This window comes from Corynebacterium aquilae DSM 44791 (genome assembly GCF_001941445.1).
Taxonomy (GTDB): Bacteria; Actinomycetota; Actinomycetes; order Mycobacteriales; family Mycobacteriaceae; genus Corynebacterium; species Corynebacterium aquilae.
This window is the reverse complement of the sequence record NZ_CP009245.1, coordinates 722,545-745,050: the sequence shown is the minus strand read 5'-3', so window position 1 is coordinate 745,050 and position 22,506 is coordinate 722,545. Positions and strand designations below refer to the sequence as shown.

Below are 22,506 nucleotides of genomic sequence, written 5' to 3'. Positions count from 1 at the left end.
TGCAAATCACTTTAGGTGCACCTCACCTCCCTATCAAGGGTTTCCTAAAAGGCAAGACACCCTCCCCCCCCCGAAAAATTAATCAACCGCCATACCGCCTGTTTAAACGGGTTTTTCTACGCTGCAATCACAGGCCAGCTCCCCATGAGACTTTCCTCATACGTTTCTCGCCACTCACCCAAAAGACCATCAAAAAACCGGCAAGCTCATGCAAGGATCAGATGAAACTGCCTCACCAATGGCGACAATCAAATCGCCCCCAGACCTTCCTCATCGAGGGCAGACGATGCCATGTGAAAAGCCCTTTCAAGGGCTGGCCAGTAGGTATAGGCATGTACAGACTTAAAAGGAGACAGGAATCTAGAAATCTAGCCACTGTCCCGGGCACCAACTGGGAGCAAGCGTATGGGCCAGTTTGTTAACGCTGCCCGATAATGTCGAGACCATCGGCCTTCGCAGCGAGGCTTCTGGAAACCGTCGGCCCCGCCAACATCAGCCCCACCGCAACAACCTCCAACCACTCCGCTGGGGCCCACACGGGAGATTCGGATACAGCAGACATATCTGGATACACCCCGGTATAGGTTTCACCCTGCAAAATCCCCATCGGAAAAGCATCCGGCCGCATAATCGCCGCTGTCACCCACAGCGCCAATCCAGCTGCCACAGCACCCCAAGCTACCGCCTGACCATGACGGATCTTTCCTGCTAAGAAATCCACCACAAACACCACCCCCGCTACTACCAGCGGAACCAGCACCTGCACCACAACTGGGCCGACACCAAACACCAAGGGCACACTCGCACTCAAATGGGTGGGAGCATCAACCCCTAAAACAGCGACAGCGACACCAACGATGACTGCAGAAGCACTGCACGCCAGCAATGCCGGGATAACCCGTTGCCGGGCCCATACGCCCCACACAACACCGAAACACACCGCATTAGCCACACCAAAAAACAGCCAGTACTCGTGAGTACCCGCATAATCTCGCTGATACTGCTCAAATCCAAAGCTAGCAGCCCACCAGAGTGTGTCAAGTTTTTTGTGTGTGAACTTCGGCTTACAGGTAAGGCTCGAACCGATCCGGGTAATGTGCTGACAGCTGATTGATGGCCGCAACCCACCCAGTCACACGCACCCCCTCAACAAACCGGCTCGTTCCCGCACGGGCACGCCCGGCCTTCTTTTTCGTTTTCTCCGCCTGCCGGTCCTCGATGTGGCAGATCATCAACCACAACGCCTTGACCGCGGCAGCATCATTAGGAAACTGCCCCCGATTCCTTGTCGCTTTACGCAACTGCGCATTCATCGACTCGATCGCATTCGTGGTGTAGACAACCTTCCTCGCCTGCGGCGGGAACTGCAAAAACGGTATGAAACGCTCCCACGCATCCCGCCAAGCCTTCACCGCCTGCGGATACTTCAGCCCCATGTCGCTGGCATCAAACTCGTCCAAAAACGCAAGCGCCTGCTCTGCCGTTGCAGCGGTGTAGATCTTCTTCAAAGCAGCCGCGACCGCGCTACGGTCCTTTGCCGCCACCCACCGCAGTGCGGTGCGGATCAGGTGCACCACACAGGTCTGCACCATCGCATCAGGCCAGGTGGCCTGCACCGCCTGTTCGAAACCTTTCAGCCCATCACAGCAGACGATGAACACATCTTTGACCCCACGGTTAGCCAACTCCGCACAGACCTGGGCCCAAAACGCCGCGCCCTCATTGTTTGCGATCCACAGCCCCAAGATCTGCCGGGTACCCTCCATGGTGATGCCGACCGCCATATAGCAGGCCTTGTTGACGACCCGGGCACCATCACGGATTTTGATGCGCAAAGCATCCAGGTAGATCACCGGGTAGAACTCCTCTAAGTCCCGGTGCTGCCAGGCAAGTACCTCATCTAGGACCTGGTCGGTGATCTGGGAGATCGTCTCATGCGACAAATCCACACCCAACGTGGTGGCCAGGTGGTGCTGGATGTCACGAAGGCTGGTGCCTGCGGCATACAGAGAGATGATCAGGTCGTCGACATCGGTGATCCTGCGGGCTCCTTTGGGCACCATCCGTGGGGTGAAGCTGCCGCTGCGATCCCTGGGCACGGTGATGTCGATAGGCCCGTACTGGGACTGGACGGTTTTGTTGTAGGAGCCGTTGCGGTGATTGTCGGCCGTGCCGTGGCGGGCTTTGCCTGTGCGGTCTCCTGCTTGGTAACCGAGGTGGGCGTCCATTTCGGCTTGCAGTGCGGTGTTGATCCCGGTCTGGATCATCGAACGCACCATGTCGTTGATGTCGGTTGATGATGTGGCGAACTCTTTGAGGATCTCGGCGAGTTCAGGGCTGGACATCAGTCGCTTCTCTAGTTGTTTAAGCCGGGCTTTGTCTTGCGGGTCGCGGGTGGTCATGGTGGTCATTGTGGAGCATCCTCCTCGATGGCTGGTGATTTAACACGTCACACACAAACCATCTGACACTCTCGCCCACCACACATGAGCCACCGCAATCACGGTGGCAGTAATCCACGCTGCCCTACCAATAACGATTTGGGCTTCACGGGGAAATCCCAGGAAAACTCATGGGTCCATGGCGCAATAATGCCTGTAATCGCCAAACCATCGGCGGCCGATAGTCCATACGTTCTGACAACGAACGAATCACCCATCGGCAATGCACCCCACCAACCTGCGGGTAGCTGCAACCCTGTAGGTAGCGAATACGTCAACGCCATAAACACACCAACAATCCCCACAAGGCCCACCACGTTCAGCCGCGCATACATCGGCAAATCTTTGGGACGGGGCACAGGACTCGAATGCACTGTCTTGGTTACCTGATCTCTTGGTTGATGACGATTGTCTTGGCTACTGGGTCAAAGATTGCGCCACTGTTCTCATCAAAGGGCACTTCGAATGTGAAACCATCCTTGCCCTCGATGAGCTGATTTTCATGAGGGCAAGGAATTAGATGTTTTTGATGCGAGCACATTGGCACCAGTTCTGATCGCGAACCTTACAACCAAAAATATCCGGGTAGTACATGGTGTCTTCCACATTGGCATCGGCAGAATCATTACTGCCCCCATGTCCTGGTGTGCAATCCCAGGATCACATAGCCGCCCAAAAACGGCCGACGACGTAAGCTCCGCGCATTTCCATTTCCAAAAGCCTCAACGGCGACAGATTCGTCCGAAAGGTACAAAAGTACGTGCCGGTTAAAAGAGGTGCACGCAGACTTCCGGTTCGCATATCCAGTCGCACATATCCCAGGAGCGCTACAGCTGCACATACGTAGGCAAAGACCGAGAACATAGAGTTCTCTTTCTTTGTCGTCGTAGAAAGCTTAAAAATGCCGAAAAATCGCAACAATGTTGGCGCTGTTAGGTAGTGAAATTTCATCAACCGCCAAAACGCCGGACCGGGGACGATGCGTCTCCCTCTGAAACAAGGATTCCCCCACGAGGGCTACCCCTGTGGAGGAATCGAGTTTTCTTTAGGATGCCGGTTGTATTTACCCGGTTGACGGCTTCGCGCCAGGCAGGCTGTCTGTAGTAACAAGACTCGCTGAATTGACCGCAATCTTCTGGGCGGTAACAAGGCCCGCGAGCATCAAACCCACCGCGATGACTGCCAGCCACTCCACAGGTGCCCACACGGGCGAGGTAGAGACAGCAGACAAATCTGTATGCGCACCAGCGAAGTTCTCCACACGCCATACACCCAACGGGAAAGCACCTGAACGGATAGTCCCAGCAACCAACCAGAGCACAAGTCCTACCGCCAGCGCACCCCATGCGAGCAGTTGACCGTGACGAGCTGTCCGGGCACCGTACCCGACCGCACACACAACGCCCGCAAGCACAAGCGGCACCAGGACCTGAACCACAACCGGGCCAACACCGAACACCAACGGCACACTCGCGCTCAAAGCGGTGGGCGCATTCACACCCAGCACTGCAACAGCAATACCAACAACCACTGCAGAGGCACTACACGCGAGCAAAGCGGGGATAACACGCTGCCTCGCCCACACACCCCACAGGATGCCAACACAGACAGCATTCGCCGCCCCATACATCAACCAGTACTCGTGAGTGCCTGCATAATTCCGCTGAATCTGCTCGAATCCGAAACCGGCAGCCCACCGAACATGAGCCACCGCAATCACGGTGGCGGCAATCCACGCGACCACACCAACGGCTACCTGAGTCTTACGCTGCGCCTGATCAGAAAGCCAAAAGGTCCACCGGGCCATGACACCGGCGATAGCCAAACCACCTGCGGCCGACAAACCGTAGTTACCAACGATGTAAGAATCCCGCATCGGCAGTGCACCCCACCAACCTGCAGGAAGTTGTAGCTCGGGCGGCAACGAGTTAGTAAACATGATGACCACCCCCAGCAGCCCTACCAACCCCACGATGTTCACACGTGCATACCTCGGCAACTTTTGCGGATCAGACACAACGCCGGATGCATCTTTTTGGTCAGATGCGTTCTTCAAAAGATCTTTGCCCCCTCTAGTGCTGGGAATATCGCGGAGAATGCCTACAAACAGGTCTATCTCTCGTATCCACCATCATTCCATGGAGGGAGCAGCACAAGGATTCGTTTCAGCGAAACCGCAAACACGAAGACCCCCTCTCCGAAGAGAGGGGGTCTTCTTTAACGTGGTAGCGGGGGCAGGATTTGAACCTACGACCTCTGGGTTACGGTCTGCTTTTCCCCGACTGGTACTCGCGCTGGAGCGGCTGTTTTTTCGCGCTCAACCGCTTCTAGCTGCGGTTATTTTTTTACCCCACGTGGCACCAAATCACCTAGTCAACAGGTACCCGAGTGGACTAGGCACCATGGCACCAAGGGAAACCCACGTCACTCACCCCCGGTGCAAGGGGGTGGTTGTAGATGTGAGTAAATGCTTATTACCGACCGCCCACAGCTCAAAGCCATCCCGCTGGAATGGCAACAACCCCTCAGAAATTGGGAGCTTCGACTACGCGCCGAAGGCAAGCGCGAGGCGACCATCGATGTCCGTATCCGACACCTCCGAAGGCTCGCCCGAGACCTCGGTAACGTCACTCCAGAATCCGTCACGGAAGACGATCTAGTGCAATGGGCAGGCTCGAAAAACTGGGCACCAGAAACGCGGCACGCCTACTACATGAGCGTGACAGCGTTTTACTCCTGGCACACACGCCCCACTGGCAACAACCCCGCCGAACGTGTTATGTGCGGTATCTCACGTCAACAACCACCCCCACGGCCTACCCCCGAGGATGCGGTGCGGCACGCTCTTCAGATTGCAAACCCCCGCACCGAACTGATCATCCGACTAGCTGCCGAACTTGGACTGCGGTGTGCGGAGATCGCACAGGTGCATACCCGCGACATCGACACAGGCGAAGACGGATGCACGCTCACCGTGCACGGCAAGGGCGGCAAGGTGCGAGTACTTCCCGTACCTCTGGCACTGGCTCGCCTACTGACCCACGAGCGCGAAGATGGCTTCATCTTCCCCGGCAAAGTCAACGGGCACCTGTCACCGCGACACGTCTCCAAACTCGCGCGCAAAGTACTGCCAGCGCCATGGAACCTGCACTCACTGCGCCACCGCTTCGCCACGGTCGCCTATGTGCGTGGCGGACACGACCTCATTGCCCTCCAGCAAGCCCTTGGCCATAACAACGTCGCCACCACTCAGCGCTACACCCAGTGCGATGCAACAGCGCTCACGCACCTGGTTACAGCTACTTCCCTGACCTGAAAGGACACAACCAATGACCAAGAAAATCGCCATCTGCAACCTCAAAGGCGGCACAGGCAAAACCACCACCAGCATCCTGCTGGCCACCGCCCTGGCCGATAAAGGCCACAGTGTCGTTGTCTACGACGCTGACCCCCAAGGCTCGGCCTCCGCATGGGCAGAATGCGCCGAGGAGACCCAGCCTCTGCCGTTCACGGTCGCCGCAGCAAACATGCGCACCATGAAAGGTGCCGCACGCGAAGACTACGTCCTGATCGACTGCCCACCCGGCTACCCCCAGATCATCGATGCAGCCATCGATGCTGCTGACTTCGTCCTCGTACCCACCGGCCACTCGAGCCTCGATGCTGACCGCGTCTGGTCGATTCTGGAAACCCTGCGGGATATGCAGGCTGGGCAAGACCATTCCCTCGGCGGTGCAGTGCTGATGACCGCAGCCAACCCCCGCACGGTCAGCTACCGAGAAATGGACACCGCGATGCGCGAAGAAGGCTTCACCGTCGCACCCGTTGTCATCCCCCAGCGTGAAGCCATCAAACACATGGTGGGCACCCGCCCGGAAGGCGATCTCCACGGCTATCGTGAACTGGCTGACTACATCACCGCAGCTCTGAGCTAACAACCTACCGAGACCACACAAAGGAGACCATCATGGCTACCGGCCCTATGCGTAAACCGAAGAAAGCAACCGACGAAATGCGCGAACGCGCCAAGCAGCTCAACGACGACACCCGCGTGCGCATTGCAGTACGCATCACACCTGAGATGCGCAAGACCATTAAGCGGGTCGCGCTAGAGGACGACATCACTCTCACCGAGTTCTTGCTCCAGGCCATCGAACTGCGGCTGCAAAAGGCTGAGGCCAGCACGTCACCAAGTGGCCAAGACTCCTAGGTACCTTGGTCACAAGGCACCATAACCCCTAGGTGCCAATGCACCTAGGGTCAGAGACGACACCGATAACGAAAGGAGCCGCCACCATGGCGACCTACCACCTCGACATCACTGACCCTGACACCAGCGTCACCTACTACCTACACGACCACCGTGAACTCAAGCAGGCGCTGGAATGCCTCTACATCGACGAAGACACCCACCCAACCCTCGTGGAATCGCTAGCGATGTTTACCAACATCGACCCACAAGGCCTTGGCCACGTCCAGCAGTTCCTCAGCGGCCTTACCGGCGTGCTGATTGAACCCCTGGGTGAGGAAACTCAGCGCTGGTGGGATGCAGGCCTGAAACTGCCGAAGTCCACCTTTGGTGTCGATGAAGAAATGAAGCGGCTGAGTGAGATGAATCAAAAGCTCAAGGAAGATCCTGCCAATCTCCACTACCGTGAAGACCTCGCCACCGCCCGCGAGCTTGCTGAATCTGAACGCTACAAAGCTACCGGCGGTAATCCAGACACCGACCCATTTAGCCGAACAAACTTCGCTTGGCTTCGTGCCTATACCAAGCTCAACAACGGTGATATCTGGCAAGCGCCTCTTGGTAGCGCTTACATCGATCTCATGGAGTACGCGTTCAGCTACTTCGGCGAGCACGAAGAACCCGACCAAGCTGGCTGGGAATACGCCCAGTCACGCGTGATCACCGACATTATCGGCCCTCTGGTCGAGGACTACCGTCCGAAGATGGAAGCCCGCTTCGAAGCCATCAACATGGTCATGCCGTAACACCACACCGCGCGCAGCAAGCCCCAGAGAACCCAATCTCTGGGGCTTGCTGCATGTCCGCCCTTTCTCCAGCATGTGCGCGAAGTCGTTGCGAGGCCAGACGGCATTCTCCACAGTCATCTTCACCTGCAGTCAGCTCTACGAAAGGAATGAAGGTGGCTCGACGAAAAAAGATCATCGACGACGGCCCCAACCTCTTTGATGTTCTCGAAGAACTCAACGCCGAGGCCGAAGCCGCAGAACAACAGGCTGAGGATGCAGCTGTAGAGGCTGCCCCGGCAGAGGAAGCAGTCGATGAGGTACCCCAGGTCGTCATCCGGCGGCACGCGATCATCCCGACCCGTGGTGGCCTTTTCACCCAGGAACTCGATGACAACGGCCAACCCATCGGCCCTGTTGAACCTGTCTCCGAATCTGCAACACAAGAACCGGAACAAGAGCAGCGCGAGCAAGCCGCAGAGCAGCGTAGCGATGATCGCCCGGCAAAGGCCTACCGCAAGTCCCCAGTGCCGGAAAACCCTGAGCCTGGTGAGCTGGCGTGGGTGCAGCCGAAAAAGGATGTCTACGACTTCTATGTCTTCGACCCCTACGGCTTAGGTCAAGAAGGATGGGTCGATGTTGAGAACCTGCCTGGTTCGATGTCTGCCCCTTTGACGCTACGCACCGGTGCCGCACTGGATCGCCGCATCGCGCTGATGGAGATGCTGGCAACCGCTCGCCGAGTACAGGCAGGACGTGGGCAAAAGAGCCTGGACGAACTAGTCAGCCAATATCGCGATTACGTCTTCGAGTACGGACCGATTCATAAGCAGTCCACACCCCCCTCCGAGCGCAACGGCTATTCCGCCTTCTGGGAGGACAACCTCCCCCGAGCGCGTGAGATTGCCAACAACATCATCGAAGACGCCGACGCCCGCACAATCAATCGGGAGTCCGAAAAAATCGCCAAGGGCATGGCGCGTGCGGTACGCGCTACCCGCGATTTGGGCGTGTTCAACCGCTCAGCCCGAACAGTCTTCGCACTGATTGAAGACTTCGACTTCAACGCCAGTCTGTACCGGCCTGGCAGGCTCCTAGATCCTGATGTGGAGCCTCGCGCAGTCGTGATGTCCGAGCCGGAGCAGACCATCACGCCTCAGCCCGAAAAGGCGGCACCGCAGGAAACCGAGTCGACTCGTAGCCAAGACGCCTCGGCATCAAGTGCTACCGACGCCTCGTCGCCTAGTGCATCTGACACCACCACTCCCACGCCACAAGAAACCTCCCCCGCTACCAACGCTGACCCTGCGCAAAACTCCGGCTCGGTCATGGAGACCAAGCGCACAGAAATCAACGTCAGCGCCGATGGTGAAAAACTCGAGCAGTTCGAGATTGATGCGGATGGCAACCGTGTGGATACCCCTGCAGACGATGAATCGCCCTCCAAGGTGCAGGTAAGCGCAGATTCGGCAGCGCCTACCGAGGAAGACGCAGGCGAGCTAGACATCCCTGGCTTTGACATCGATGGAGTGTGGCTGGATGCAGGCGAGATGGAGCACTGGGAGGCAAGCGCGACCACTGCTGTCTCCGGTGTCAATGAGCGCACCTACCAAACCGACTACCTCGATATCGTGATCCGCGAAGACTACACGGACGAAGGCGAAGTCGAACTCTACGTTCAACTGCGTGACGAGTGGTTCGATGACCACCCCGAGTTTGAGCGGGACTTCTACGAGGCCACTAGCACTGACGAAGCAGACCACGACCTGCTTGATACCTGGCTTGACCATGAGAACTGGCGTGAATTTCTCACCGACCGGCTGACGGTGGTCGAAGAGACTATCCGCCTCCAACGCGAGGAGGGTCTGTCCTTTGAGCAGGCCACAATCCAAGCACAGCAGCAACTTGCCGCAGACGCAGCCGGAGCCACCAATACACCGAGTGGCCAAGATGCCACGGCACCTAGTCCCACTGACACCGAGTCCCCTGCGCAGCAAACCACCACGGCAGCAAGCGGCCAAGGTGTTTCGGCACTAACGCAGCAAGGCGCAGCGGTGCCTGATAGCGCTGTCACTCAACCGCCATCTGAGACTGCAGCCAGCAACGCTGTGGCGGCCGCTGAGGATGACCTCCCGGATATGGAGCAGGTGCTTCGCAGCATTGCCGCTAATGCTCCGCAGCGAGCTGGGGAGCCTGTCCGCTTCGAACGCGGCGAGCTGATGCCGCCGAGTGGGCCAAAGGCGCGAGCACGGGCCAACATGGAGGCCATCAGGCTGTTGCACGCACTCAATGAGGAAGGCCGTTGGGCTACCCGCGAGGAACAACAGGTACTGGCGAAGTACTCCGCGTGGGGCAAGTGCGCTGAGATCTTCAACGAGGCCAACCCGAAGTGGGTCAAAGAGCGCAACGAGCTGCGTGAGCTGGTCGGCGATGAAGACCTATACGCCGAGCTGAAAGCCACTGTGCTCACCGCGTACTACACCCCGGCAGAAGTGACCACAGCTATGTGGGATGTGCTCAAGGCTGCAGGCTACGACAACGCTGACGGCATCCAGCGTGTGTTGGAGCCTGGTAGCGGCATTGGTGGGCTGATGGAGCACGCACCAGCAACCACCCGCATGGTTGGTGTGGAACTTGATCCGATTGCTGCCTCAATCTCTTCCTACCTGTACCCCAACGCCACCGTTGTCAATGCAGGCTTCCAGGACGTTGACGAACCGCAGGCAAGTTTTCATGCCGCAGTTGGCAACGTCCCTTATGCCGATGTCAGCCCCTACGATCCGGTGGATAACCGGCAGAATTTCCGCCTGCATGACTACTTCCTCACTAAGTCTGCGCAGTTGGTCGCACCTGGTGGCTATCAGGTGATGTTGACCTCGACCGGCACCGCAGACAAGCTCGATGACCGCGTGCGCCAAGCACTGGCCGAGGACATGGATGTCATCTCTGCTGTGCGCTTGCCCGAGGGCACCTTTTCTGCCGAGGCTGGCACGCAGGCTGCAGCGGACTTGCTGGTACTGCGCAAAAGGCGTGCCGGGGAGCAGCCCTTGGAATCCACGAAGGCGTTTTTGTCCTCTCGCGCCGTCCACATTGATGGCGTCCGCCACCATGTGAATAGCTACTTCCTAGACAACTCCGACCACATTCTGGGGCATGTGTCTAATGACAGCGGCCCGTTCGGCACGCGCCTTGTGGTGCGTGCAATGGGTGATACGCCTATTGGGCAGCGGATCGTCGATGTCGTTTCACGCGATATCCGCAACCTTGGCGATCGCGCCCACTACGCCCCGGAGGTTGTCGAGGTCGATGAACCATCGAAGGTGCATCTGCGTAGCGCCCGCCAGGCGATTGAAGGTGAGTTGCGCTATGAGCGTGCTGGTAGCAATACCACGTTCTACGTGATGGGCAGGCGCGACTGGGAGGTTGCGAAGGTGGCAAAAAATCGTGCTGCTGAGACTATCGCTTTGATTGACCTGCGCGAAACCGCTCTGCAGCTTCGAGAGGCCTACAGCGACGCCAACGGGCTTGATACCGAAGATGTGGTGGAGCTTCGTGGCTTGCTGAATCAGCAATACGACGACTACGCCCAAACGTATGGGCCGATTAACCGCTTCACTTACGCACCGCCGCGTGTCCCGTCTAAGGCACGCCAGGAAGTCCGATACCAGGATCTTTTGACCCAATGGCAGCAGGAAAACCAGTTCAGTGCCGACACGTTGCCCGATGAGGACACCGAAGCTGAGCTGCGCCAGATGGCTGCGGAAAAGGAAGCGGTCGATACCAAGGTGCAGCCGCATCTGCAGCCGTTTAAGGCTGATCCGATGCTGGCGGCGCTGATTTCGCTGGAAGACTTCGACGAGCTGACTCAGACGGCGGCCAAGTCGGCGGTGTTTGTCAAAGACCCCGCACGGCGTGAGATGGAGCTAACCCATACCGATAATCTCCGGGATGCGGCCTCTGCGGTGCGTGCGCGCACCGGAGGACTAGACATCGGAGCCATTTCGGAGCTGATGGATATCAGCCTTGAAGAGGTCGAACACCGCTTGGTGGAAGAAAAAGTCGCCTACCGCGATCCTGAAAATCCTGATTCCTTCATCCCTGCCGTGATGTATACCTCAGGGATGGTGCGCGATAAACTGCGCCAGGCGCGAGTAGCTGCGGAGAAAGATTCGCGTTTCGAGGCCAACGTGGAAGCCTTGCGCGAGGTGCAGCCCAAACGCATCGAGGAAGGCATCAACGTTTCGATTGGTGTGGGGTGGCTGCCTACGACCTACTACCAGGACTACCTGGTAGATCGCGTGGGTGGCACCCGCAGGCACTGGGACATCGTCTCCTATGACGGTCGGTTGAAGATGGAGCAAGACACCGTCTCTACCTTCTACGAGCGTTACCGCCGCCCATTGGGGTTCGACTCGGCTTTTGGCGTGGTTATCCGGCCCAACGACACACCAAACTTCAGCAACGAGCTTCCTGGTGCCAAGGAGTGCGCTAATCAGGGGCTGGCGTGTGAACGTCCGAAGTACGGCATCGTCAAAGGTGGCGTGGCCATCTTTGAGGACATGCTCATGGGTAAAAGTAGCCGGATTAATAACTCCAAGCAGTTCACCGAACTCACCGGTAAGGCCAAGCTCAATGCTGATGCCACACTAATGGCAGCCAAGCAGGCTCGGCGCATCCAAGAGGACTTCGAGAAGTGGTTGTGGGATGATCCCGAGCGCCGCCGTGAGGTCATTGACCTCTACAACCAATTGCACAACAACTACCGCGCCCCTGAGTTCGATGGCTCTGCCCGTGAGTTGCCAGGCCTGGGCGAGCAGTTCACGCCGTACGCCTATCAGCGCAACGCGGTCGAGCGCATCGTCAACCAGCCGACTGTGCTTCTGAACCACGTGGTGGGCGCTGGCAAAACGGGCACTATGTTCATGGGTGCCATGGAGCTAAAGCGCCTTGGTGCCATCAAACAACCATGGATCGTGGTTCCTAACCACCTGGTCGAGCAGGTCACTCGTGAAGCTTCCCAGTGGTACCCAGGTGCGAAGGTGCTCTCTAGCACCGGGGTGAGTTCTGCACAGCAGAAGCGCCGTTTCCTTGGCCAGACGATGGCCACCGAGTGGGATATGGTTATCGTCTCCCAGTCCGTGTTCGATGATGTGCAGGCCTCGAAGGCTTACCGCGAGGAATACGTCGACCAGTCGCTGAACCGTATGTACAACGACATCGCTGGTCTGAACAAAACCGGCGGTACCTCGATTAAGAGCGTCAAGGCGCTGGAGCGTCAGCTGAAACAGCGCACCGAGCGTTTGAGCAAGTTGGTCAAGGAGGACAAGCCCGACACAATTCCGTTCGAGGCGCTCAACGTCGATTACCTCATGGTTGACGAGGCGCATATGTACAAAAATCTGGAACGCTTCTCCGAGAACCCGGAGATCGCGCACCCTGGCTCGCAGCGTGCCGCAGGCCTGGATATGAAGCTGGGTATCTTGCGTGACAAGGCGGAAAAGGCAGGTCTTGATCCGGCTAAGACCCCGATTGCGACCTTTGCCACCGGCACCCCGATTGCCAACAACTATGCGGAGATGTGGGTGTTGGCACATTACTTGCGCCCGGAGCAGCTGGAAAAGGCCGGGCTAGAGTCCGTGGGCTTCTATTCTTCGCAGTACCTGCGCAATGAAGAGGTCGTGGAGATTCGTCCCACCGGCACGGGGTTGATGAGCAAAACCCGCACCACCGGCTATGTGAATATGCCTGAGTTGGTGCGTCTGAACAGCTCGTTCATGGATACCGTCACCACCAAAGATCTGGACTTGAAGCTGCCGCAGGTCGGTGAGGATGGGAAGAGCACCATTGTTACTTTCACCCCGGAGCAGACCGTGGTCGATGCCATGCTGGACTTGTCGATGCGCGTGGCGTTCATGGAGGGCACGCACGGTGAAGAGGACATCGACAACACGCTCAAGGCAATGAGCGATGGACAGAAGATCACGATGCACCCCAAACTTGCTGGTATTCGGGTCTCTGAGCAGTCCCGGCGTGTGATTGAAGTCGCCAACCAGGTAGAGCGGGTCTGGACTGAGAACAAAGACAAGGAGTACCCAAAGCAGGTGGGTGAGGGGATGCACCCGAATAAGGGTGCGCTGCAGGTGGTCTTCTGCGACACCGGCACCCCGAAGAAGGACGGCAGCTTTTCGATGTACAAGGCCATGAAGGACGAGTTCGTCTCTCGTGGAATGGATCCGAACCGGATTGCCTTTGTCCACGACTGGGATCACGACCGAGCAGGGTTGTGGCGGCGCTGTAATGACGGCGAGCTGGATGTGTTGATCGGCTCGACTCAGAAGATGGGTACAGGCGCAAATATTCAGCGACGCCTGATTGCTCTGCACCACGTGGATGTGCCGTGGCGGCCTGCCGACCTAGAGCAGCGTGAGGGACGCATTAAGCGCCAGGGCAACCTGAACGACCGCGTGGAGATTTTCAACTACGTTGCTTCTAACACGCTGGATTCGGTGCGATGGCAGCAGCTGGAGCGCAAACAGCTGGGTGTGCAGCAGCTACTTGAGGGCACGTTGGAGGCGCGGCATGTTGATGCCGAGGTCGAGGACGTGGCAGGCCAGTACGCACAGATGAAGGCTTTTGCTACCGGTGATCCTCGCTACATCACCGCTGAGGAGCTGCGCCGCAAAGTCGGCGAGCTGCAGGCCGAGTACACCCAGCACGAAGCGCTGAAGAAGCAGCAGGTGGAAAACTACCGTTTCGACCAGCGCCGCATGGAGCGCTTAGAAGGCGAGATTGCCGACATTGAGGGATTCCGCCACGCGCTGGGTGTGGACGCAGATCGCAAAGAGCTGCTGGATTCGATTGATGTACGCTTTGCCAGCAACGATTTTCAGGGCACTAGCCCTGCAACCACGCTTGTCAAAGCGCTCTACAACCGTCAGGGCAATGCGTTCACGTTAGGCACGCAGGTCTTTAACGTGGAGTACGTGCGTGACCTTGGTGGGATGCTGGGCAACTACGGTATGCGGATTACCCCGCAGGGCTTTGCGAAGGTTCCTCCGCTGGAGATCGGCTTGGCCGATGTTGAGGCCGCTGTGGATTCGGTCAGGGCCAGCGAGGCCGACCAATTGATGGATGCTCAGCGCAAGCCAGATGCACCGTTGAGGGCGACTCCTGCTGCGCGTGGTCTGCTTGCGCGTCTTGACAACTGGCTGGGCGCGCAGGAGACGCGCGTCACCAGTCGCAAGCTTGAGGTCGCTGACATTCAAGATCGCCTCGATACGTATTCGGTAGCCCCTGACGAGGAGTTTCCGAAGCTGGCCGAACTTGAGCAGGCCAAGGCAGCGCTAGAAAAGGTCGAGTCCGAGCTGCACGAGATGGAGCAGAGCGAGGAGTTTCAGACTCGTCGGGAAGAGCAGCTTGACCGACTTTCCCGGACTGGTCGTACGCCGCGGTGGACGCTGCGTTACTCCCCGACGAAGGGCTACGCGCAAAAGATTTGGGGTCTTGAGGACAGGGACCTGCTGACGGCAATGCAGTCGAACTACGAGTGGGCGCTGGAAAAGGGGTACAAGGTTCCTCCGCTGAACAAGGAGAATCTGCTGTTCCATCTGGATGCCCTCGACCCTGACTTCGATTGGGAAAACGGTGTGCTCCCTCCCAAACTCGAAGACCTGCAAGCTGTCGTAGACCTCCGCGAGCAAGCCGATGCGATGTACTCGGACGCGGTGCAGGCGCTCGATCCTGGTCAGCACGACGACCACGACGAGGACGAGGACGAGCACTCCGCCATTGAGGATGACGATGCGAACGAGGCGTAGAAAAGTTTTGCGAAAACGCTGCGCGGTGTCCGATGGGCCTGTTAGTGTTACTCCTACGCGGGGGGCGTACCCCATCCCCCCCATCCACGTTCCCCGCGTGAAGGCACCAACCCCCCGTGGTGCCGTAAGGCGTTGAGCTAAGCTCCGCCGCCCTCCTACCCCCCGAGGGAGGGACAAGGAAGACCCCTGGCTAGTTCGTCTAGCCTGGGGTCTTCTTCTCGTGATTGTGGGGGCAGAGACCGGCTTCAGCCTTTTCTCTCATGTAGTCCCCTGTGGACGACCTTTGACACCATCTCATCTGTGCAGCACGGCTCAGCCATGCAACCCGATGTAGCCAGCAGCCACTAGCTGAGGTGCCTAGAGATGCTCACTGACCCAGGTTGCAGCCATCTGCAAGGCTTTAACAAAGTATGCCCCAACTGGGGACGCAGTCACCGCTACCAACAGAGTCAACACACTAACGAACAGCACCAAACGCCCCTGGCGGTGAGCCTTCTGCGAGGAAGCCGCCGCTTCTTCCAATCCGGCTTTGACCTGTTGATCAATGCTTGTAGCGCGAATTTCGAGAGCATCGAGACGATGGTTAGAACGATCCCCTTGGGCTGCTATGACTTTGAGTACTTCGATTTGTTGCTCTTCTCTGGCGATTTGAGCCTGTCGCGCCTTGGCTTTGGCCTCAGCCGCTGCACGCGTAGAGCGCTGCATCTGGCGATCTAGTTCAAGCCAATCCGGCTTGTCCGTTTGAAGAGGCAAAACAGGCGGCTGAGCTGTACTTGATTCAAGAACGGGCGGCTTGATTTGGAGGCCATCTAACGCTCTCCCTACGTTAACGGGCGCTGACACTCGTTTCAGAGCATCGGCAACACCGTTATTTTTGACCAACTGCTCCGTCAGCGCTCTCTGCTGTTCATGCCACCCCCTCATGGCTTCGTGTATCTTTGCTTGTTGCTCCTCTAATGCAAAGATGGCTTGCGAGTCTTCGAACGCTGAAGCTATAGACTTTTGCCACTTATCGAAGATCGGGCGAAGCTGTTCGCTAAGCTCAGCATTTTGCACTAAGGCCTCTGTGTGATGCGGGTGGTCTTCGTCTTCAAGTGCCCTTCTGAGTTCGCCGAATGTGGGATTCCACTCTTCTGGCTCTTCCATAGGTGTCTCTCCTTGCTTGTTAGAGGCGCTCGATGATGCTGAGGAACTTGGACATCGTCACAGCGTTGTCCAATGGGGTGACATCGTCGTGGAAGACCATGTAGTAGCGGAAGCCGCGCCCTGCGAGTGCTTCCCATTTCTTGCCGAGTCGGAGCTTGATTTTGGAGTCCTCGTTTTTCAGCTGCTCGCCTTTGGTCTCTACTAGGACACAGGCTCCGTCTTCGGTCTGAACGATGAAGTCTGGGTAGTGATTGATTGGCCCGTTGAGGAAGAACCCTTTGCGCTCTAAGTTGCGGTGCCACCACCTAACGTTTGCCATGCCGGAGAGCCGACTTGCCAGTTCATACTCAAGGCTGTTCATTGCGTCCTCGGCTTCATAGAGTGAGCCGCCGATGACCGAAGATGCGTCTACAGGGTGAATCAATTCGGGCAGCTTGAACCTGGGTTCTACCTGGATAGCTTCGATCTCAATGTCGTCGTAGAACCGCGTGTCTTTATGCATGGTGAGAAGACCAAGGATCTTTTTGCGAATCTTCTCGGCCACCTGGTACGTCCGCTCCTGGTACGCCGCAATGTCAGTTGCATCGAAGTTGCTGGTGATACGTGTGATGTAGTCTCTCAGCTCCCCATCAGCTACTGGATCTATGGGCTTGATTTTGTCATAGATGAATTCTGCAGCGTTTCGACGCTGTGCGTCGATATCTAGTTTGCTGAACACTTCCCGCATGTAGTGCTGGTCGGCAGTCGTCAGGTGAAAAGCGCGTGCGACGTCATTGGGATTTTCGACGTCAAGTCTGTACATCTGCTCGTCAACTGTTGATAGGTCGAGTTCGATGTCTTTGTCGCGCAAAGTGAACCCAGCGCAGAGGGCTTCACTGGTCAGCAGCTCGGTACCGGTCTCACTTAACGAAAACAACCCGGAGGGTGGTGGGGTGACGACGAATTGCGGGATTGTGAGCTGTTGGATGTCGTCTAGGAACTTGTCGAAGACCCTAACGTTGTTCACTTTGTCTCTTAGATCAGTAGGTACGTGGTTGTTTGTGTCGCGGGCTGCTTGCTCGACTTCTCGGTTATATGTGGCACCTTGCCTTTGCGCTTGGGCCAGAATGGTGGCCGCTGCAGAGGGGCGTTCATCGGCAGTGGTTCCATCTGGCTGCGTTGACGGTGCTGTGGCTGCAAGTTTTGCAGCGATAGCTTCTGCGTTGAAGTCCCACTCGTTGTCGTTATTGGTGTCTTCGGGCGAAGCTTCTGGTGCACTGCTTTGATTGGTATTCAGACCGTCGAGTTCTGAGAACTGTAGTTGTTCAGCCCCTGCTCCGAGGTTCTCAAGTACAGCAGTGGTGTCATCGCTTGTTACGCCTACAGCGCGGAAGTCGTGCTTGGTGAAACCTGCGACATTGAGACCTGCGATGATGTTTTCGAGTGTGGCGTTGAAGTCTGCAGACGATGTCAAAACGTAGCTGTAGTTGAGTACTTCAGCGTCCTGCTGACGAGCATGGGGTTGGCGTAGAACGCGGCCTAGGATCTGCTCGACATCGACACGGCTGGTCCGGTTGGCTAGTGAGGCGAGGATGTAAGCAAACGGGCAGTCCCAGCCTTCTTTCAGCGCGTTGACGGTGATGATGTAGCGGATCTCGCAATCCGGGCTGAGCAGGTCTACGCCTTTGAGTTCGTTGATTTCTGCTGTTTTTACTGCGATTTGGGCTGCGTCTACGCCTACTGCGATGAGCTGTTCGCGGATCTTCTCGAAGGTGGTGGCATCACTGTTTGTTTTTGGTTGTGCCTGGAAGAGGACGATGGGGCGGATGTAGCGACCGCCTGCCTTTTGTTGTTGCTGTGCTGTAGCTTCCAGACTTCGCTGGAGGTCGAGGGCGGCGGTAACCACCTCATCTCTGCTGTTTCTGTTGTAGGCGATGACTGGGAGCTTGACCATGTGCTCGTGCTTGAGCGTGAGGGCATCAACGTAGGAGATAACGTTTGCCTGTTTGGTCGGTGTCGCGGTCAAGTCCAGGATGAACGAGGGGTTGAAGTTCACCAGCATTTCGTGGCTAAGTGTGCTGGTTGCGTGGTGGGACTCATCCACGATCACTATCGGATTGAGCTGGTTGATGACTTGGAAGAGTGCCGTCTCATCGGCGTTGGCAATGGGTTGTTCAGGCGTGCCGAACGCGGTAGCGAATCGTTCGAGGTTGCCGTTTGCTTGGTAGGCCTTTCTTCCTTCTTTCCTGTTGGCGCGGAAGGAGTCGTAGGACAACACCATCACCGAGAGCTGCTCTGCGACTGTTGCCGGACTGAAGTTTTGCCCAACGAGAAGTTCTTCCTTCGAGTAGACCTCTACGCGTCCGCCGAAGTCGGCGTTGAGCTTCTGTCGGTAAGGATGAGCCGGGTTTTTTAAGGCTTTAAGCGTCTGGGTCAAAATGGATTCAGAGGGAACAAGCCAAACAACGGCCTTATTCCGCACCGGAGGTCGTGCATCAAAGATGGGCTTGATTGAAGCGCAGGCAAGGAAGGTCTTACCACCACCTGTGGGCACCTTGAAGCACACATGAGGAACGCCCTTAACCACGTTGCAGTACGGGGTGATACCGTCACCGCCGACCTGGATCTGTCGGTTTTTCCAGTGGGCGCTGAATGCGTTGCTCAACGATCCGTGTTCGTTCAGCGACTCAAGGTAATCGGCGAGGTCGTTGATGACCTGTTTTTGGTAGTTTTTTAGCTCCATGTTTACTTATTCCTTGTCTACAGGCGGGTGATGTCTCGTGGGATTTTCTTGAACGTGACGTTAAACGCCTGCAGTTCCCGCTTGCTTAGCAGGCAGATGTCCGCGTAGATGACGTAGGCATCGGCAGCACATGCATCAGGAATGCCTGCCAGGTACTGCCGGTCAAGCGCCATTGCCTGTTCTGGTTCGTAAGCGAAGAAATAGGCGGTGTCGTTGATGTTGCCAAGATAATGCTTGTGTTCCGGTTCGGCGGGCGGGCTGTAAGGCACCTTGGTATCAGTGAACCAGATGTATTCTCGAATCTTTTCAACACCTGCCGCGGGGTTTAAGTTATCGCCGAGCAGCAAAGGTTCTCCCAACTCATAAAAGGAGAAAGATCCACCGGTTCCTGGCACTGCAGACTCGCCTGCGCCGTAGCCTTGAATAACCCTCTTGACTCGCTCAGCAGTCACATCTTCGGCATAATCTCCAAGTTCGACCAGGATGAAGCGACGCGCTCCGCCATCTTCTTTATTTAGGGCCAACGTCGCATGCGCAGTGGTCCCTGAGCCTGCAAAAGAGTCCAGCACGATGGAATGTTTCGATGTGCATCTCAGTAGTACGGACTTCACTAGCTCAAGGGGCTTTGGGTACTGAAACGCACTCTTCTTACCTAGAACATCGGCCATCTGTTCACCACCGCGAGCGGTAAACATAAGCTTGTCGAGCCACAGCGAAGGAATACTTGCAGAATTCGTTTCGTAGTTCTCCACTTCCAGAGTGGGAACGTTTGGATCATCGGAGAACTTACGCGTCTTAAATTCCCCTGAAGCAATCTTTTTAATAACGCCAGCTGAAAGGTATTGCACCGTCCATTGGTTCTGTGTTCCATCTTTCGAGGGGACGACTTTAATGTAACCCTTTCCCCAGTCCCCAAGGAGGCGTTCTGGAACCAACCGCCACACACAGGGGATACCCTTTGCTGTCACGGGCCATACTGCAGTGCAACCTTCGGGAGCTTCACTGTAGTCAAATTGAAAACTTTCCAAGGGACCCGTGAAGGTACCATCGCTAACGCGACGCTGCAGGGAGGCACCAACCCCCACAATTGCACCCGCGTCGTTTACAAAAATCGGATAGGCCTGGTTTGGACGTTGAGCCTGATTAAACGTTGCCAAATTCATACCGTGATAGGCAGATGAATACTTTCTTCTACCTTCGAGGTAAGGATTTGGGGAAAAATCTTCTGGAGCCACGAACACTAGGTACTCATGGCTGACATTAAAACCCTTTGCAGGCTTCCCACCGGATGTTTGCACCGTAATGGGGAAGATCTGACGAGTAGAAAAGATCTCTTTCAGCACGAGGAGAAGATGCGGCAACTCATGCTGACTTATACTTACCGCCATAACGCCGTTTACAGACAGCAACTTCTGCAGCAAGCGCAATCGGGGGTAGATCATGCAGAGCCACTTGTCGTGACGAGATAAATCTTCCCCCTCCTTCCCGACTACTTCACCAAGCCATTTCATAATCCGAGGGTCTTTAACATTGTCGTTGTAAACCCATTCTTCGTTGCCGGTGTTATAAGGAGGATCGATGTAAATAAGGTCGACGCTACCTTCATAACGCGGAAGTAGTGCCTTCAACGCCTCTAAGTTGTCACCATGAATAATCATGTTTTCAGAGTCGATACCTGCTTGGTGTTGGCCATCAGCATCGAAACTGTATTGACGACTGAGAAGTCGGTAAGGGACATCTAGATAGTGCGTGATGACCTTGTCCTTACCAACCCACGTTAATTCAGGCATTCTGCACCTTTTCTCCGGCTCGAAAACGAACGTCTTACGGGACGCGCACCAGCCCCACACAGGGCTGGCATCACATGCGTCAACGTTACCCGGCCCGTCCCGTAAGACCGTTGCAGTAATAATCCCGTAAGAGGTACCTCTTACGGGACAAGCTGAGGAGGTCGTCCCACCACCGTGTCGCGACTCCAGTCTGTGCGCAGTGCCTCAAGTCTACTAGTGGTCTAAGTACAACGGTGCGTCCTTGCCAATGTGTCTTGTCCCCTTGCAGCCAAAGGGACACGGCACCGTGTGGACAAAGCGTCTTGCTCACTAGTCACTACAGTGTCTCGGTGTCGTGGTGCCGAGTGGTCTAGTCCCCATGGTGCCAATGTGTCTAGTCGAAAAAGTGCCCGGAGTATCGAACCCAATACAAATCCCTGGTTGGCACGCAGACGCGATGCTGACGTGAGGTAGGACCTCATGAGATTGGTGGGGCTTGGCCGAGTGCTCCCGCGCCCCCTTCGGGGCTTGTGCTGCCGCGAAAGCCGCTGGGGCGGCTTCCTTGGCCTGAAGTACCTGTTCCTGGCGTGGGTGGGGCCTAGGGTGGGGATCATGCTTATTGGTTATGCAAGGTGTTCTACGGCTCACCAGGACGTACAGGTGCAAATAGAACGACTTATACAGTTAGGTGTTGATTCCGAGCAGATTCTCGTTGACCACGGGTACTCCGCGACTAATCGTGCGCGTCCTGGGTTGGAGCGAGCACTTGAGCGCATCCGCGAGGGTGATGTGCTTGTGGTGACCAAGTTGGATCGCCTCGCCCGCAGTGTGACCGATGCTCACGCGATTGCTGGCGAAGTTCATGCAAAGGGTGCTGCCCTCCAAATTGGGGGCAGCACCTACGACCCGAACGACCCCATGGGCAAGCTGCTTTTCTCGGTACTGGCGATGGTGGCGGAATTCGAGCGCGACCTAATCTCCATGCGTACGAAAGAGGGCCTTGCGAGCGCGGCAAAAGCCGGTAGGTTGCGCGGCAAGCAGCCGAAGCTCAGTGAAGTGCAGCAACGTCAGGTTGCGCGCTGGATTGACGAAGGCGAGCTAACACAAGCCGAGATGGCCGACATCCTCGGCGTGTCCACCTCAACAATCTCTCGCACCCGCAAACGCCTTGAGGCTGAGGGTGCTCTCGCCTCTAGAGAAAGGCCTGACTGATATGTACACCCTAGACTCCGCCCCACTTTCCGATGGACAGCGCAAACGCCTGCGTAACCTCGTGGTCTCCTCCCAACTGGATGGCCGTCCACTGGCTGCTGAGGACGTTGACCGGCTGATTCGGGTCACGCTTGGTGAGCTGTCCCAGGCCGATGCCATCGAGCAGATCCGTGCCACGGCTCGTGCTGAGGCTGACCGCATCATTGAGGAAGAGGGACTTGAGGGGGTTGATAGTCCGTTACTCAATGACCGCCAGCGCCGTCGCGTGCGTGAGCTGGCAGCCCGCCGCGAGGCAGTCGAGGGTCACCCAAACCCTCGCTATGTTGACGGCCTGGTGCGCCAGGCCATCGCCCAGAGCCGCGAAGACAACGAGGAGTAGTCATGGCCTACGACGACGATTACTACCCGGACGGCCCCTACCCTGG

Annotated in this window: 13 protein-coding genes; 7 read left to right on the top strand and 6 right to left on the bottom strand. The window is 56.9% G+C overall.

All coding sequences use genetic code 11. The features are described 5' to 3' along the window. Positions 1-418: 418 nt before the first annotated feature. The 3 genes from CAQU_RS12820 to CAQU_RS03185 all read right to left on the bottom strand — a co-directional run bounded on the left by CAQU_RS12820 (position 419) and on the right by CAQU_RS03185 (position 4,380). Positions 419-1,123: a hypothetical protein gene (locus tag CAQU_RS12820; protein ID WP_169836020.1), complete on the bottom strand. Its 705-nt coding sequence runs from the start codon at positions 1,121-1,123 to the stop codon at positions 419-421. Continuing rightward, on the bottom strand, positions 1,065-2,411 hold the full coding sequence (locus CAQU_RS03195; RefSeq protein ID WP_075724155.1) for an IS256 family transposase: 1,347 nt from the start codon (positions 2,409-2,411) through the stop codon (positions 1,065-1,067). The genes CAQU_RS12820 and CAQU_RS03195 overlap by 59 nt, the downstream gene beginning before the upstream one ends. Positions 2,412-3,504: 1,093 nt before the next feature. Further along, a complete protein-coding gene (locus CAQU_RS03185; RefSeq protein WP_157108880.1) occupies positions 3,505-4,380 on the bottom strand; it encodes a hypothetical protein in 876 nt (291 codons plus the stop codon). A 528-nt stretch (positions 4,381-4,908) separates the two neighbouring features. On the opposite strand from CAQU_RS03185, the gene CAQU_RS03180 reads away from it, so the two are divergent. From CAQU_RS03180 to CAQU_RS03160, 5 genes are all read left to right on the top strand, one after another. Beyond that, the gene (locus CAQU_RS03180) at positions 4,909-5,757 is read left to right on the top strand and encodes a tyrosine-type recombinase/integrase (RefSeq protein WP_075725167.1); all 849 of its coding nucleotides are present in this window, start codon (positions 4,909-4,911) and stop codon (positions 5,755-5,757) included. A gap of 13 nt (positions 5,758-5,770) precedes the next feature. After that, positions 5,771-6,376, top strand: a complete 606-nt coding sequence (locus CAQU_RS03175; RefSeq protein WP_075725165.1) for a ParA family protein — start codon at positions 5,771-5,773, stop codon at positions 6,374-6,376. Between the two features lie 32 nt (positions 6,377-6,408). Next, on the top strand, positions 6,409-6,651 hold the full coding sequence (locus CAQU_RS03170) for a hypothetical protein (RefSeq protein WP_075725163.1): 243 nt from the start codon (positions 6,409-6,411) through the stop codon (positions 6,649-6,651). A gap of 86 nt (positions 6,652-6,737) precedes the next feature. Beyond that, entirely contained in the window at positions 6,738-7,436 is a 699-nt protein-coding gene (locus tag CAQU_RS03165; protein WP_075725161.1) for a hypothetical protein, read from the top strand. Between the two features lie 155 nt (positions 7,437-7,591). Beyond that, on the top strand, positions 7,592-15,232 hold the full coding sequence (locus CAQU_RS03160; RefSeq protein WP_075725159.1) for a DEAD/DEAH box helicase family protein: 7,641 nt from the start codon (positions 7,592-7,594) through the stop codon (positions 15,230-15,232). A gap of 357 nt (positions 15,233-15,589) precedes the next feature. Here the strand turns inward: CAQU_RS03160 and CAQU_RS03155 are convergent, their stop codons facing one another. Genes CAQU_RS03155 through CAQU_RS03145 form a run of 3 tightly spaced genes read right to left on the bottom strand, consistent with a single transcriptional unit; the run spans position 15,590 to position 20,890 of the window. After that, positions 15,590-16,378 carry a hypothetical protein gene (locus tag CAQU_RS03155; protein WP_075725157.1) on the bottom strand — a complete coding sequence of 263 codons (789 nt, stop codon included), beginning with the start codon at positions 16,376-16,378 and terminating at the stop codon, positions 15,590-15,592. A 19-nt stretch (positions 16,379-16,397) separates the two neighbouring features. Next, complete coding sequence (locus CAQU_RS03150; RefSeq protein ID WP_075725155.1) at positions 16,398-19,100, bottom strand: DEAD/DEAH box helicase; 2,703 nt, start codon at positions 19,098-19,100, stop codon at positions 16,398-16,400. 17 nt (positions 19,101-19,117) lie between these two features. Further along, the gene (locus tag CAQU_RS03145) at positions 19,118-20,890 is read right to left on the bottom strand and encodes a site-specific DNA-methyltransferase (protein WP_075725153.1); all 1,773 of its coding nucleotides are present in this window, start codon (positions 20,888-20,890) and stop codon (positions 19,118-19,120) included. Positions 20,891-21,349: 459 nt separating this feature from the next. On the opposite strand from CAQU_RS03145, the gene CAQU_RS03140 reads away from it, so the two are divergent. After that, positions 21,350-22,081 carry a recombinase family protein gene (locus CAQU_RS03140; protein ID WP_342743333.1) on the top strand — a complete coding sequence of 244 codons (732 nt, stop codon included), beginning with the start codon at positions 21,350-21,352 and terminating at the stop codon, positions 22,079-22,081. Between the two features lies 1 nt (position 22,082). Beyond that, the gene (locus CAQU_RS03135; protein ID WP_075725151.1) at positions 22,083-22,460 is read left to right on the top strand and encodes a hypothetical protein; all 378 of its coding nucleotides are present in this window, start codon (positions 22,083-22,085) and stop codon (positions 22,458-22,460) included. Positions 22,461-22,506 lie beyond the last annotated feature (46 nt).